This window comes from Pseudomonas lini (assembly GCF_030812475.1).
GTDB lineage: Bacteria > Pseudomonadota > Gammaproteobacteria > Pseudomonadales > Pseudomonadaceae > Aquipseudomonas > Aquipseudomonas lini_A.
This window is the reverse complement of sequence record NZ_JAUSSR010000009.1, coordinates 165,755-180,649: the sequence shown is the minus strand read 5'-3', so window position 1 is coordinate 180,649 and position 14,895 is coordinate 165,755. Positions and strand designations below refer to the sequence as shown.

Annotated in this window: 12 protein-coding genes and 2 pseudogenes; 4 read left to right on the top strand and 10 right to left on the bottom strand. The window is 54.7% G+C overall.

The genetic code is table 11. The features are described from left to right. Positions 1–51 precede the first annotated feature (51 nt). A complete protein-coding gene (locus J2W17_RS18660) occupies positions 52–1,191 on the bottom strand; it encodes a hypothetical protein (RefSeq protein ID WP_307337260.1) in 1,140 nt (379 codons plus the stop codon). Between the two features lie 171 nt (positions 1,192–1,362). Between J2W17_RS18660 and J2W17_RS18655 the strand changes: the two genes are divergently transcribed. Beyond that, positions 1,363–2,049, top strand: a complete 687-nt coding sequence (locus J2W17_RS18655; protein WP_307337258.1) for a TetR/AcrR family transcriptional regulator — start codon at positions 1,363–1,365, stop codon at positions 2,047–2,049. Between the two features lie 134 nt (positions 2,050–2,183). On the opposite strand, the gene J2W17_RS18650 is transcribed toward J2W17_RS18655, so the two are convergent. After that, positions 2,184–3,110 carry a FadR/GntR family transcriptional regulator gene (locus J2W17_RS18650; protein ID WP_307337253.1) on the bottom strand — a complete coding sequence of 309 codons (927 nt, stop codon included), beginning with the start codon at positions 3,108–3,110 and terminating at the stop codon, positions 2,184–2,186. A 245-nt stretch (positions 3,111–3,355) separates the two neighbouring features. Here J2W17_RS18650 and J2W17_RS18645 point away from each other — a divergent pair, with 245 nt between their 5' ends. Next, entirely contained in the window at positions 3,356–4,414 is a 1,059-nt protein-coding gene (locus J2W17_RS18645; RefSeq protein ID WP_307337251.1) for a hypothetical protein, read from the top strand. Between the two features lie 239 nt (positions 4,415–4,653). On the opposite strand, the gene J2W17_RS18640 is transcribed toward J2W17_RS18645, so the two are convergent. The 4 genes and pseudogenes from J2W17_RS18640 to J2W17_RS18625 form a co-directional block, all read right to left on the bottom strand. Then, positions 4,654–5,652: an NADP-dependent oxidoreductase gene (locus J2W17_RS18640; protein ID WP_307337248.1), complete on the bottom strand. Its 999-nt coding sequence runs from the start codon at positions 5,650–5,652 to the stop codon at positions 4,654–4,656. A gap of 75 nt (positions 5,653–5,727) precedes the next feature. Next, positions 5,728–6,597 (bottom strand): alpha/beta fold hydrolase, encoded by an 870-nt coding sequence (locus tag J2W17_RS18635; RefSeq protein ID WP_307337243.1) that lies wholly within the window; start codon positions 6,595–6,597, stop codon positions 5,728–5,730. Between the two features lie 47 nt (positions 6,598–6,644). Further along, positions 6,645–6,815 (bottom strand): annotated as a pseudogene (locus tag J2W17_RS18630) (SDR family NAD(P)-dependent oxidoreductase); the annotation flags it as partial. Between the two features lie 27 nt (positions 6,816–6,842). Next, positions 6,843–7,943 (bottom strand): alkene reductase, encoded by a 1,101-nt coding sequence (locus J2W17_RS18625; protein WP_307337239.1) that lies wholly within the window; start codon positions 7,941–7,943, stop codon positions 6,843–6,845. A 146-nt stretch (positions 7,944–8,089) separates the two neighbouring features. On the opposite strand from J2W17_RS18625, the gene J2W17_RS18620 reads away from it, so the two are divergent. Continuing rightward, positions 8,090–8,665 carry a TetR/AcrR family transcriptional regulator gene (locus tag J2W17_RS18620; protein ID WP_307337236.1) on the top strand — a complete coding sequence of 192 codons (576 nt, stop codon included), beginning with the start codon at positions 8,090–8,092 and terminating at the stop codon, positions 8,663–8,665. Positions 8,666–9,070: 405 nt separating this feature from the next. On the opposite strand, the gene J2W17_RS18615 is transcribed toward J2W17_RS18620, so the two are convergent. Next, positions 9,071–9,958 carry a LysR family transcriptional regulator gene (locus J2W17_RS18615; RefSeq protein ID WP_307337233.1) on the bottom strand — a complete coding sequence of 296 codons (888 nt, stop codon included), beginning with the start codon at positions 9,956–9,958 and terminating at the stop codon, positions 9,071–9,073. Positions 9,959–10,093: 135 nt separating this feature from the next. On the opposite strand from J2W17_RS18615, the gene J2W17_RS18610 reads away from it, so the two are divergent. Further along, on the top strand, positions 10,094–10,840 hold the full coding sequence (locus J2W17_RS18610) for an SDR family oxidoreductase (protein ID WP_307337229.1): 747 nt from the start codon (positions 10,094–10,096) through the stop codon (positions 10,838–10,840). A gap of 439 nt (positions 10,841–11,279) precedes the next feature. Here J2W17_RS18610 and J2W17_RS18605 read toward each other — a convergent pair. From J2W17_RS18605 to J2W17_RS18595, 3 genes and pseudogenes are all read right to left on the bottom strand, one after another. After that, a pseudogene (locus tag J2W17_RS18605) lies at positions 11,280–11,938 on the bottom strand (pyruvate kinase); the annotation flags it as partial. Between the two features lie 154 nt (positions 11,939–12,092). After that, complete coding sequence (locus J2W17_RS18600) at positions 12,093–13,436, bottom strand: MFS transporter (protein ID WP_307337225.1); 1,344 nt, start codon at positions 13,434–13,436, stop codon at positions 12,093–12,095. 69 nt (positions 13,437–13,505) lie between these two features. Further along, positions 13,506–14,894, bottom strand: coding sequence for a four-carbon acid sugar kinase family protein (locus J2W17_RS18595; protein WP_307337222.1), 1,389 nt, complete (start codon positions 14,892–14,894; stop codon positions 13,506–13,508). Position 14,895: the final 1 nt, after the last annotated feature.

Sequence of the window (14,895 nt, the reverse complement as noted above, 5' to 3'; positions counted from 1 at the left end):
TCAGAGAGGAGCGGCCGCTGAACCTGGCCGACCGCCCTCGGTGTATGTCGGTTAAACAGGGCGTTGCGCTGCAGAGCCCGTAGTGCTTTCAGTCGCAGTCAAAATGGTGCGACAGAAGGAGTTGACCGTCAGGTGTTCCTTGAGCTCAATTGTCCGTCCATCTGGCAAGTCCACCGTCCCGGTCATCGTGGAAAGCAAATAGCAATACATGCGGGTGCCATGCGCCGTTGGCCAATGGCTGTAGGCGCGACCATGGGCGGCGATGTCCACGGCCACCTTGCAACCCGCTCGCTCCATATCCAGTCTCCATTTGACCGGTAGATTCATACCTGTCCGCGGATCCTCCCATTTCTCCGTCACAACGAAGCGAATCTTCTCCTCTTCGTTCTGCGAGGAAATGTTCACCTGCTCGTGTTCGCCATATTTCACGAAACCGAGTTGCATCTGATCGTTGATCTGGAAGAAATTGACCTTGACGTCCCCTTCAATGGTGTAGAGCCACCACATCCAGTTGGGTGCAGGGAGATTCTTCACCGGGTCGTTCATTTGCCCGGTCAGGATATGTTCTCGTACGCCGTAAGCGTTGATCAGTTCCAGCGTCTGTTCAGGCAACTTAATGGTGCCGCTGGCGGTCACGAACGCGTCGTAACCCGCGCGATCGGACTGAGCGGCGTTCGCGAAGGGGCCCCAATTCCAGAGTGGAGTGCCATTTTGCTCATAAGTAAGATCGAAATGGGCGCCCCCGGCCTCCCCCTTCAGCGCCAAGTTCGGTGGCGCAGCTTCGAAACGCAAGCCGTCGAAATCCCAGATGACGCGTTCATCGTCGCGTGAAACCTTGACCTGATCGGTGGACAGTCTTTCGGATGGCGTCCAGCCAACGCGCAGGAAGTTGTTGTCACTCATCGTCCCCCGTTGCGCCCGTGGAACAACAATAAGCTGTATCTCGCGCTCGGCGGTGATGCCCTCCCCCCAGATGCCCTTACCGTTGCCAGACAGGAAATAACCGGCAGCCCAGAGGAGCACATCATTGTCACCGGCCTGCCCGACCAGCCCCAGTGCCGTCTCTTCCCAAAAATCCGTTTCTGCCGCAGGTTTCGACAGTGAGTCGAAATGCGTTCCCTCATCATCGAGCGTAATCGCCGAGTGGGAATGATTGATGGACTTGTACTTTGAATTGTAATCATCGCTCATTGATCGATCCTTTCATTTTCTGTGTTCAGGTTCGAATGCCGCCAGGACGCAGACGGCAGAAAGTCGTTGCAACGAGAAAATTACAGATTTACGCGCCTAAAGTATACTCTAGGGTACCGTTATTGACGGACCGCACTTTTATGCTGAAAACGCCATTCAGGGAACACGCGAGTGAATTCGGGATTAATTGAACATAACGAAGAAAATCTGGCTGTTTCTGACGGCCGCTCCGGCAAAGGAGGCCGGCCCAGCCGGGAAGTCGCGGCACAATTGCGCGGCCATATTCTTGAAGTAGCCCTTCGCGAGTACAGCCGGCACGGTGTGGAGGGAGTAACGCTGAGCGAAATTGCTCGTGAAGCGAAAGTATCCAAACGCACGCTTTATACTCGATTCCGAGACCGTGACGACCTCCTGGTCGCGGCGATAGAGCACGGGATTGAGCGGTTACTGACGCGGCTGTCGAATACCATTCCGGCAGGTACGCTACGCGACCAGCTCCTTTATATCGGGGCAGAGATGATCACGATCTCCTTACAGCAGGAGGTCATCGGGCTCGAACGGCTTCTCACCTCGATCTCTCAGCGAATGCCCGAGGTTTACCAGCAGGTTTCGGGGACCATTCAGAAGGGGCGATTGTCGTTGATTGAATCTGTCCTGGAAAAAACCGCCGCCAGAGGTGAGATCGAAGGAAAATCCATTCCAATCGCGGCATCGATCATCTTCGACATACTCGTTACGCAGCCCAGACGTAAGGTGATTAATCATCCGACATCCAGCGGCGAAGCATCGATGTCAATTGACTACTTGCCGGAAGCTATCGATCTCATCCTTTACGGAATTTTCGTGCGGCCCAAGTAGAGCGGGCCAGTCACCGGGACAGATGCGACAATGCACGTTTTGCCGAGGCAGTCGTTGCTACATTCGTGACCGACCGCTTTGGGGCCAGGCGGTTGAAAAACACCATCCAAAAATCGAAGTGCGATGGCACGGTCTCAAGTCAACCAAGCCTTGATGCCGCCAATATAATGATCCATTAATGCCAACGCCTGTTCTTTGTCGCGTGCGATAAGTGCCTCAGCGATTCGAGCATGTAAATGTTTAACCCGTTTAACAACTGCATTTCGATCATGCAAAGAGCGAAAATGGAAAGTCGAATGCGCATCAGCCAATTGCAAGACCACGCTGGTGAACAGGCGCAAGGCCGCATCGCCACACAATTCACCGAGTAAGAAATGAAATTGCAAAAGCTCATCGGCGTCTGCCCGACCGTCCAGCCCCGCCTCAGTTGCGATTTGGTCCCTCAGACGCTGCTCCCCTTCCTGATTCAAACGTGCAACCACTAGACTTACAGTGGCGGCCTCCAGTGTCTGCCGCGTAGCTAAAATCTCACTTGGGCCAATTCTCGCGTACTCCAAATAAACTTTGATGGCACGAGTAGTGGCCTGCATATCGGGCCTAGCTACTACCAGGCCGCCCCCTGCACCTCGTTGGACCATTGCAATCGAATCATGCTCGAGTAAACGAATTGCCTGTCGTAAAACTGCACGACTGACTCTGTACTCCTGCATCAAGTCCGACTGCGACCCCAAAGGCAGCCCTACGGGCCATCCGAGTTGGTAGATACGCTTCATGATTTCGCCAACCAGCGCTTCAGCCTGGCTCATCCCTTGCCTGTGACCGTTGGCTACTTGTTCCCCGCCCGTACTCAGTGCTCGAGCATGCAGTGCCACAGCGGCCAGCCACTGACGCGAAGCGAAATCGCTTTCAGGCAGCTCGCTTCGCTGCTTGCGTCGCTGAGCCGCGAGTTCCATAAACAATTCAGTGTCTTGCGTGGGTATAAGCACCGACACGGTGGTAAATCCTTCAGATTTCTTTCGCGCACGAAAGCTGGCAACGCGTTCTGCAGTTGTTTTTGGCAAGTGAACCACCTTTTCGTTACATGTAACGATAGAATTTTTTTACTATGTAAAAATGATGTGCGTACTCAAAAACCGTTATGCATCAACAGCGAAAGTCCGAAACTACGAACCTATTTACCCAAATTAATCTCGGCGCATTTAACCTCGCCTCAAAAGGCTTTGCGTCACGAAATAGGTCCCTTTAATCTTGCCACAAGCCTCAACGGCCCGGAACCGAGACCTCACAAACAAAAAGGAAAATCTCTATGGTCAATCTAACTCGCCCCCGTCGCGGCGGCTTTGGCTGGCAGCCCCTCGTGAGCGCCTTTGATCCCACTCTTGAAGATATGATGTCCGATCGCTCCTATTTCGGTATGCCACCGGAAGCGCTTTACCTGTGGGGCACGTTCCGCGACGAGGACGGCGAAATTTATACCGCCATGCGCCGCATCCCCGCTGGCCTGCCTGGAGATGCCAAAGATTCGCGCCGGCGTTTTTACCTGCTGACCACAGCAGGTCATGAAGATGGCATGCACATGCATCCTGCCGGCCGGGACTCTGTACCCAACGACAATTGTCGCCGGACGCTTGAGACTGATCATGTTCACTGGCGAAGTGACCCCAATATGGCTGGTAACCCCTTTCACGTGACCTGGAGTCCAGAAGACTGCAGTTGGCGAGAAGAAGGTGTCATGGATATCCGCGGGACGCTCGTCAAGCCCGGCATGCATTGGTATCTCCCCGGCGCCGATGCAGGCATGTACTACGTTGCCAATATCTTCGAAATGGAAGGGACCATCCTGGGCAAAAAAGTGCGTGGGATGATCGGCTTTGATCCCATCTACATGTATGAGGGCGGTGAAATCTACAAGACCAAGGACGCCTTGGTGCAGGAAAAGCTTGAACTGGTTTGGTACACGTGGGCTACCCGCTACAAAGATGGCAGTATTGATGCAGGCCACTTCACGTTGGGCAATGATCAGTTTGGATTCGCTATTCTCACCAATGAACGAGGTGAAGTTCGCTTCACCTATGATGTCACTGGCACAGTGGATTTTGGCGCCAATGGCTATTGGCAAGAAGGCATTCGCTACTCGGCGTTTGGTGAAGAATGGGAATTTATCCCCGACCCTAAGGGCCGCTTAGTTGGGTTAGGCACGCTGAAGAATCCGCAGGTGGATGGTCGCTGGCGTCGAGTCGGAGATACTCGCGAGCCGGATGTCTGGTTTGCTTGGGGAGAGGCGGCGCCAGAAAACGGCCATCAACCGGTCAACCGCTTTACTGATTTGGGCGACCGAATCGGTGTCGACTTCAAGAAGTACTGATGTCTTGCACGCAGGACTTGAGTTTTTGAGCGGGAATTTTCATCTGATTAAGGGTCAGGGCGAATAACTCGCCCTGCCCTAGCTACGCCAAATGATCATCGGCTTTTCTACCGGCGCGACTTCCGATTGCAGCTGCTCCTGTGTGGGCCTGTTGTGCGGTGGTTGCTCCTCTGGTTCAGGCGCTGGAGTCTGATACTTGGCGGCATGCACGTTATCTACTGACATTTTTTGTAGTGCGCTTATTTGATTGTTATGGTGACTTTGCCTTTTGATCTGCCCTGCTCGACGTACCGCAACGCCTCTGCAGTCGATTCAAAAGGGAAGGAACGATCGATGACCGGTTTGATGACGCCAGCCTCGATTAGCGAGGTGATTTTCTGCAGTTGCATCCCGTTGGCACGCATAAACAAAAATGTATAGCTCACCCCGTGCTTGCGGGCTTTTCTGCGAATACCGCTGCTCAGCAGGCGCATGACTTGCCCCAGCACCCAGGACAAACCTTGCTCTTGGGCAAATTGCGCGGTCGGCGGCCCCGAAAGGGAAATGAGCTGTCCGCCAGCCTTGAGAACCTTGAGCGAGTTCTCCAGTACATCGGCGCCGAGGCTGTTCAACACCACGTCGAAATCACGTAACTCGTTTGCAAAATCCTGCTGTTTGTAATCGATGACCACATCCGCCCCGAGTGCTTTCACCCATTCGACATTCGCCGTGCTGGTGGTGGTCGCAACGAAGGCGCCGAGGTGTTTGGCGAGCTGGATGGCAAGCGTGCCGACACCGCCGGATCCGGCATGAATCAACACCTTCTGGCCTTTTTTCACCTGGGCGATCTCAACCAGCGCCTGCCAGGCCGTCAAGAAAGCCAAGGGAATGGAAGCCGCTTCGGCCATATCGAGATTCAAGGGTTTCAGCGCGAGCGCGCTTTCGTTCACGGCGATCAGTTCGGCAAAGGTGCCGATCCGTGCCTCGGGAGGACGGGCATAGACTTCGTCTCCAGGCTTGAATCGCTTCACCGCCGACCCCGTGCGAACGACAACTCCGGCCAGGTCATTGCCCAATACCAATGGAAAGGTATAGGGCAGGATCAGCTTGAACTCCCCCGTTCTGATCTTTGAGTCCAACGGGTTCACGCTCGTTGCATGCACCTGGATCAAAACGTCATGCACACCGACCACAGGGTCGGGCACTTCGCCAAGCATTCCGTTCTGCTTGCCGTAGCGGTCGATAAAAAATGCCTTCATGTTGCAGATACTCTTGTCGGTGAAGTGAGAATGGGCGCGGCCACGGCAACCTTGATGCGTTAGAGGCACAGGCCGTCAGGCGTCGAGGAACGCCACGGCCTTGGCCACGAAATCGGTGTGGTACTGGAAAATGCTGCCGTGCCCGGCGTCCTGATAAATGATCAGTTGCGCGTTGGGGATTCGCTGCGCCAGCTCGATCGAGTTCACGGTGGGCACCATGATGTCGTTGTCTCCGTTGACGATCAGGGTCGGCATCCGCAGGCGACCGAGATCTTGCGCGGCCTGCCTGCCCCACGCAGTAATGGCTTTGAACTGCCGTAGAAACGCGCGGGGTGTCGGGCCTTTGTCCCGATCTTCCTGGCGCTCTTTCAAACGTTGCACATACTCCGACGCGGCGCGTTGGTCATTGGCCGTGGTGGTAAAGAACAGATAGAACTTGGGTTCTCGCAGCGTCAGCAAACCTTTGATCATCAAGGGCCAGGTCACCGAACCGAGGCTGTCGATGCCTGTGCCACCGGCCGGTCCGCTTCCGGTGAGGATCAATCTGCGCACTCGTTCGGGAGCTTTCAGGGCGATGTCTTGAGCGACGAAGCCGCCGAGTGAAAAACCGAGCAAGTCAACCTTGTCAAAACCCAGCGCACGAATCAGGCCGATTGCATCGTCAGCCATTTCACCGACGGTCAATGGCGCGGCGCCGCCCGAGCCACCGATACCGCGGTAATCGGTCGCGATGACACGCCGGTTTTTTGCCAGACCGTCGACGATGCGGGGGTCAAAGTTATCCAGCACGGCCCCCCAATGGTTGAACATGACCAGCGGGACCTCCGTCCTGGGTCCCAGGTCACGATAGGCGAAAGGTATCCCGCCAATCAGAACCGACTGGTTCACCGCATTGATAAATGAAGGCTGCGAACCCGGGTGATTGCTGCTAGCCATGGGGGTCATGTTTATTCCCTCCGATTGCGGGGCGAGGCTGACCTGCTCGACATGGTTCAGACCTGAGTCAAATAGCGTTGCGCCACGGCGGATTGCCTGATCTGCGACAAAAGCCCCTGGCGCGCGGCTTGCAAGGCATCCCAACGCTCGCCTTCTTGCAACGGAGGAATGGTCACCGGTTCGCGACGGTCGAAACCAACCAGTGCGGCATCGACCAGATCACCCACTTAAAACCAGGCTCGATCAGTCAGTGCCTAGTTCGCGACAGCGCTTGATTCGGCAAGCGTCGGGTAGTCGATGTATCCCGCCGCACCGCCGCCGTAGAGCGTGGAGGGGTCGAAGGCGGACAGTGGCGCACCGTTCTTGAGCCGCTCCACCAGATCAGGGTTACCGATAAAAGGGCGGCCAAAGGCGATCAGGTCGGCCTTGTCATGCGTAAGGCGTGCCGTGGCCAGGGCCAGGTCATAGCCGTTGTTGGCGATGTAGGTGTTCTTGAAGCGCTGGCGCAAAGCGTCGAAATCAAAGGGCGCCACGTCGCGTGGCCCACCGGTCGCGCCTTCGACTACGTGCAGATAAACGATGTCCAGAGCATTGAGTTGGTCGACGATGTAATCGAATTGAGCCTGTGGATCACTGCTCGATACACCATTGGCCGGCGAGACAGGCGAAAGGCGAATGCCTGTGCGGTCAGCACCAATCTCGGCGGCCACCGCGGCCGTTACTTCCAGCAGCAGGCGCGCACGGTTTTCGATCGAGCCGCCGTAGGCATCAGTACGCAGGTTGGCGCCGTCCTTGATGAACTGATCCAGCAAATAGCCGTTTGCACCGTGGATTTCCACGCCGTCGAAGCCTGCCGCAATGGCGTTTGCCGCCGCTTGGCGGAAATCGTTGACGATGCCCGGCAGTTCGTCAGTCTCCAGCGCTCGCGGCTCGGAAACGTCCTCGAAGCGATTGTTGACGAATACCTTGGTCGCGGGACGAAGCGCGGAAGGGGCCACCGGCGCCGCGCCTTGCTGTTGCAGATCCACGTGGGAAACACGGCCCACATGCCACAGCTGCAGGAAAATTCTCCCGCCCTTGGCGTGTACGGCATCGGTCACCTTGCGCCATCCCTCTATCTGCGACTGCGTGTAAATGCCCGGTGTGTCCTGATAGCCCTGTCCCTGCTGAGAGATCTGCGAGGCTTCGGAAATTAGCAAGCCCGCGCTGGCCCGCTGGCTGTAATAGGCAGCAGCAAACTCACTCGGCACAAAGCCTTTGCCTGCGCGATTGCGCGTCAGTGGAGCGAGAACCACGCGGTTCGACAGCGTCACGGCGCCAAGCATGTAAGGGGTAAACAGATTCTGGTCGCTCATGGGTGTGTGTTCCGTGCCCGTTGGTGAATTTCATATTGCTGGCATTTAGGATGATGATCGAAATCTAAACTGTCAACAATTTTGATTATGGTCGACATCTATGTATCATCAGCCGATGAATTTCCAGCGGTAGCGAGGTATCGAACATGCGAGTGTCCAAGGCCCAGGCCCAGGCAAATCGGGAGCACATCGTCGAAACGGCCTCAGTCGTGTTTCGCGAGCGCGGTTTTGACGGTGTCGGCGTGGCCGACCTGATGGCCGCCGCCGGTTTCACCCATGGCGGTTTCTATAAACATTTCGGTTCGAAGGCTGACCTGATGGCCGAAGCCTCGGCCAACAGTCTTGCGCAGTCACTGGCCAGTGCTGAAGCATTGAGCATGAAGGATTTCATCGATGTGTATATGTCCAGGGATCATCGCGACGGGCGCGCCACGGGTTGCACCATGGCGGCGTTGTGCGGCGACGCTGCGCGTCAGTCCGGCGATTTGAAGTCGACATTCGCTGAAGGCATCGAGCGCACGTTGCAAACGCTTGGCGAAAAATACCCGACCGGGCCGGGCGCGGCGCCGGGTGAGGCGAGGGTGAAAATGATCGACCTGCTAGCGCGCGCAGTCGGCGCGATCATGTTATCGCGCGCCTGTCCTGACGACTCGGCGTTGGCCGATGAAATTCTGGCGGTGTGTCACGCGCAAATGACCGCATCATTATCTATTCAATCGTAGATTCAGTCGTAGAGGGGATAAATGGATGTTGCACAAAGGGCGCTGACTCGCTTCGTCGTTGGACAACACGCACGAATGACCGTTTTGGCCGATTGCTTCCCAACGCACAGGCAGCAATCGGCCAAGAAGCGGTCGGTGATTCAAATAAATAAATCTGCCCCCGTTTTCCTACGTTTTCTAATATGCCCCCGTTTTCTTGAGATGAGCGTTGCACCTTTGATTTAGAGATGTATCGAATCGGCGTTGGCAATAAATCAGGACACTTTTGAGAGGCAAGCTCTGCAGTCCGGTGTGACTACTTAAAGCCCCGTTGACGAGCAAGAATGGTGAGTGTGTAGCGATTTTCGCCCAAGGGGCCGCCATGCTGATGATTCTCCGTTCGCACCCTGGGCTTGGGCTAGGGGGCTATTTAGGGCGCTCATGGAATGCAGCAAAAACATCCGCCATAAAATCCATGAAAACGATGGCTCGCTGGGGCAGCAGCCGATTCGCTAAGTATACGACTTGGATTGGGACGGGTGGCGCCACGTATTCGTTAAGCAGCAATTGAAGATTGCCACTTCTCAGCCCTTCCTCATAAAGCCAATGAGGCCCCTGCGCGATTCCCAATCCTGCATTGACGTACTCACGTATCGCCTCAGGCGAGTTGACACGCAGTCGTCCGGAGATCGGGACATCAGTATCCTTAAACCGCCAGTTGGTTCCAGTGGATAGGAGGGTATAAATGAGGCAGTCGTGTTCCTTCAGGTCATCAGGCGAAGAGGGAGAGCCACGTTTCTCTAGGTACGCACGGCTGGCAACGCACACACGCTCGAACCACGCTAGTGGCCGGGCTCGCATTGCACTGTCCTCCAGGTGCCCAATACGAATCGCGAGTTCTGCCCCCTCGTCGACTAAATTGACGTAGCGATCATTGATTTGAAGATCGAGCGACAGTTCGGGATAGCGCCCTAGAAAGCTCGCGACGTGCGGTACGATGAAGGTATGAGCCAATGCGGTCGGGCAAGCGACGCGCAGTAACCCAGACGGCGCTACGTTCCCTCTCAGTGAGGACTCTGACTGTTCCACTGAGTCCAGAATACGCCGCGCATCTGCGTAGTACCGTTCACCCTCGGGCGTGAGCATCAGCTTTCGTGTGGATCGGTGAAGCAGCCTGGTTTGCAAATGGTCTTCAAGAGCAGCGACGTAACGACTGACGCTCGGTTGCCCTAGTCCTAGACCACGTCCCGCAGCAGAAAAACTACCTGTCTCGACAGCGCGTACAAAACAGCTCATCAGTAACAACCGGTCCATCACGCCCCTTTTCATGCAGATTTTGCATGAGATCTATTCTGTTTGCCCATCTTATCAGCGCGCCGGCATGAATACATAGTTGCTCTCAGAAGGTCAGTCGTCCGGCTGGCCGCCCCCAACAGAGAGAAAATTTACATGTCCCGTTTACAAGGCAAGCGTACCCTCATCACTGGCGGTACAAGCGGCATCGGTCTGGAGACCGCCAAGCAATTTCTCGCCGAAGGCGCACGCGTGATCGTCACAGGTGTTAATCCTGAGTCCATGGCAAATGCTCAAGCTATTTTAGGTAGCGAAGTCCTGGTGCTGCGAGCCGACTCAGCTAGTGTCGCAGCCCAGAAGGAGCTGGCGCAGGCTGTTCAGTCTCATTACGGGCAGCTCGACGTTGCATTCCTCAATGCTGGCGTATCCGTCTGGATGCCAATCGAAGACTGGAACGAGGAGATGTTTGATCGCTCCTTCGACATCAATGTCAAAGGCCCTTACTTCCTCCTGCAAGCACTGCTGCCGGCCTTTTCCAATCCTGCATCGGTGATTCTTAACACCTCGGTAAGTGCGCACCTGGGCGTCGCGCGTTCATCCGTTTATGCGGCAACGAAGGCGGCGTTTCTGAACATGTCGAAAACGCTCTCTAGCGAGCTTCTCCCGCGTGGTGTTCGTGTAAACGCGATCAGCCCTGGCCCGATCGATACTCCGCTGTACGACAAGGCGGGTATACCCGATGCCTACCGCGAGCAGGTCAACAAAGATATTGCTGCGACTATACCCTTTGGCCGTTTCGGCACGCCTGAAGAAGTAGCTAAGGCGGTGCTGTACCTCGCGTCGGACGAGTCTCGTTGGACGGTCGGAACGGAAATTATTGTTGATGGTGGGCGCTCGCTTTAATGGGCTAGTCACAACTTCACTTCTATACAGCCCGCTTCCCGCTCGGAAGCGGCTGCTGTCGAAATAACAGTGGGTATTCAAATGTCGCAATCACGGCTCACGCTTGTTAGCCACGGGCTTTGTCCGTTTGTTCAGCGAGTAGCCATTTTACTCCTCGAAAAAGAGGCTCCATTCCAACGGGTTGATGTGGATTTGAAGGACAGGCTCCTCAAAACAGTATTGCCATAAACTCAGGTGCTTTGGATGCCTCTTTAGGTATATGAGTAAGAAAAATGCCGATGATTAATGCGACGGGTATGTGACTGGCTCCGACGGCATGGACTTCAGCCGGTGTTTCCTATAGTCGATGCTTCGGGCCAGTAGAGCCCAGCTATCGAATCCTCGCGTAAAGCATTGCTGAAGCGGAGTGTTCGAGATGGTGCCAGGAGGAGCTCGAAGAGCTCACGGAATTAGGAATCTGAAGTATTTTGAGTCCATTGATGCCACCCACGACGTTGTAACTGTCGCCCTTCGTGAGAATGACCCAGTCGCCGGAAGCAACAAGATCACGCCGGAGTAGCTCATTGATTGCCGCATCGCTTACTCTTTCCAGGGGGAGCGAAACGAGGTCGAAAGCTATCGGGTAAACGCCACGAAACATAGATGTGCGGGCCTGTGTAGCCCGATGCGGCGACATGGCATAGATAGGCACATGCGAGCGTAGGCGGGACATGATCAATGGCGTGTAGCCACTTTCTGTCAGAGAGATGATCGCCTTAACGCCTGGAAAGTGATTTGCGGTGTACAGAGCAGCAAGGGCTATGCTCTCATCGCAGCGATCAAAAACTTATCTCCGACCTTTAACTCAACACGCTTGCTGGTGAACTTGGCGATGCGGATTTTTGGCCCTTGCAAATCGCCTAGCAAAGCAACGTGTCTACCATGCTGTGCAGCGATTTCACGAATCATACGGGCACGCGCGATATGCTCGGCGGGAGTACCGTGAGAGAAGTTCAATCGCGCAACATCCAGACCTGCGAGTATCAACTGTTCAATCACTTGTGGGGAACTACTAGCCGGCCCGAGGGTTGCAACGATCTTAGTTCTGCGGATGGTCATACAAAGCTCCTTTCAGGGGGCTGAGGCAAATTCTCAGCGTCCCTTTATAAATAAAGTACGAGAGCTATTTGCTGTAGATGGAACAGCACAGACGCTCAATACACTTCAGGGCACGTACGACACCCCGCCGCCGGGCGTGTCGTACACGTGCTTGTCATTCGTCCACAATATCCGTGTCCCTGGTTTCAGCGGACAGGAAAACGCATAGTGCTGAAAACGCTGCAAGCGCTATTGTGAGTACGGAAATAGCGTAGGGCGTACCATAGTGGCTGAGCAGGAATGCTCCCAGGATTGGCGCGGTGCCGCCGCCAATGATTCCACCGAGGTTGGTGGACATTGCAAAACCGGTGAACCGGGCGCTTGGTCCAAACGCCTCGCCAGTGAAGGACGGCACAGCACCGTAGACCAAACCATAGCCAGTCATGAATAGGCAGGAGCCTGCGACCATCGGCCAAAACTCTCCGGTGGAGAAAAGGTACCAGAATGGAAAAGCAGCGAAGGCGGTTACGGCAAAGCCGATGAGCATCATCCTGCGTCGACCGATTCGATCAGCCATGGCACCGGCAAATGGCACCACCACCAGGTGGGTACAAATAGCAACCATCGCGACCGAAAGCACGAAAGCATTAGACAACCCAAGCTCCCGCTGTCCGTAGCTGAGTGCGAACACTGTGAAGAGGTAGAAGGTGGAGAAATGGCAGATGTTCGCACCTGCAACCAGCAGCAATTGCTTTGGATATCGGGTGAACAACCGCATGGCAGGCGACTGCGATGGTTCTGAAGTTACTGCCCGCTTCTTAGCGGTTTTCTCAAACACCGGCGATTCGGGTACTTTCGAACGCACGAAGATTCCGACAGCCAATAAGACGATACTTGCGACGAATGGAATGCGCCATCCCCAAGAGTAGAAATCTTCTTTGGACAACACCGCGCTAACGGCTAGCAACATGCCTGCGGAGGCGATGAAACCAAATACTGGGCCGATGTTGTTGATAGCAGCATAAAACCCTCGTTTGCGCCTGGGTGCGTGTTCCAAAAGCATTAAAACTGCCCCGCTATACTCACCAGCAAAGGCGAAGCCTTGGATGAAGCGCAGCACACAAAGCATGATTGGTGCCCAGATACCGATGCTCGCATACGTTGGCAGGAGGCCGATACCAACAGTGCTCAACCCCATGACAATAAGGGTGAGATAAAGGAGTTTCTTGCGGCCAATACGATCTCCGAAATGTCCGAGTACCAGAGACCCTAGTGGACGCGCCACAAATGAAATGGCAAAAGACGCAAGCGATGCAAGACGAGAAACAGCGTCATCGCTACCGGGGAAAAACAGCGGGCCAAAGATCAGTGCGGCGGCAGTACCATAGAGATACAGGTCGTAAGTTTCCAGCGCTGTCCCGAAGAGACTTCCGGCAACTACGTTCTTCATGGACTTTTTTTCACAATCGTCCAAATGTTCGAGATTTTGCTCGACAGGATTCGAGATAGTGGTTTGCATGATTTCACCTTTTGTTATTGTAAATATGCAAGTATCTTTTCTTGTTTGCGTGAGCGTTCAGATAAACTACTAAGCGCCTCTTAAAGTTTTGATGAAGTAATCTCGATCTCCCATCTGACCGCCCTTCAGGGCAACTTCCAACTTCGAGAGATAAGGCTTATTAGAATGCATCTGACACAACGGAGCTCCAGGCGAAATTTCAGATTTGATGACCAGAGCATCAGGGGCAAGAATCTTAGTAACCTGACTAGAAGTATCTCCTCCTGATACAACCAGTCGCTTCAACGGATAGGTTTTAAGAATCTCAAGCACGACGCGCCCAAGCTCTACAGCCAGTTTTTTGCCTCCTTGAACTCTAGCTTCATCACGAAGCAAGCCTTCGAGAAGCATTGCCTCAATCATCTGCTCAATTCGCGGATCATTCGGCCCCTTGGCCGTATGGATCAACACGGATCGCCCTTTTTCAAGGTGCGATACTGCAGCAGTGACTACGTCGCGTACCGCTGCACTCCGGGGAGCGTCAACAATCAACGCAGCGGCATCAACTTCAAGTTCGACAAATCCGTAATCAATCGCGGCGTCGATCTGCGCTTGGCTCAGGGGTGAGGCGCTACCAGAAATAACCAGCACCTGCTCTACCGACTTCAATGGCTCCATCTGCGCTTTGCGCGCTTCCATCAGGCCGGCTGAACGCCAGTGCTGTGTCAGTCCATATTCGACACCGGAAGAGCCGACTACAAATAACGGCGCATCACTCGATGACAGCTCAGTCAGCACTCGACCAGCAGTCGTCATGTGCGCTTCAGTTGTGCCGTCGAACAATACGGCATCGTGCTGGCCAGCCAGTTTTTTTACCAAATTGGGGAGGTCGCAGTTTTGCTCCATCTGACGAATATCGATCTTGCTGATCGACAAGTTTTTTTGTTGACCGATATGGATACTCAGGTCGGCCTCATGCATCGGCGTGATCGGGTGAGCCCGCATGATCGGATGGCGGTCGATCCTATGAACCGTATGATCAGTTTTAGACAGCGCGTACAGGTTACCGAAGACACAGTAACGACCCAGTGCCGGATTGCCCGCGATGATCGGGATGCCTTTAGCCCCGAAGGTACGTGCAGCCAGCTCAATAACATGACCGATGCTGCCTACAGTCGACGCGCTGTCGAATGTGGAACAGACCTTGTAGTGAACGAGCGATGGAGACAGACGCTTGATCGCCTGGAAAATCTCAGGCAGCACATCATCCATCTCCGAGTTGGACAACGCACGGCTGTCTCCGGCGATTCCGATAGCATCGAATCCACCCATTTCGGCCAGCAGTTCCGGGGTAGGTGAAGTCAAGAACAATGCGCACTTGAGCCCAGCTGCCGTGAGAACCTCCAACGCATCGGTCGAACCAGTGAAATCATCTCCATAAAATACCAGGGAGAGATTGGAGGTTTGATAGGAGCTCATG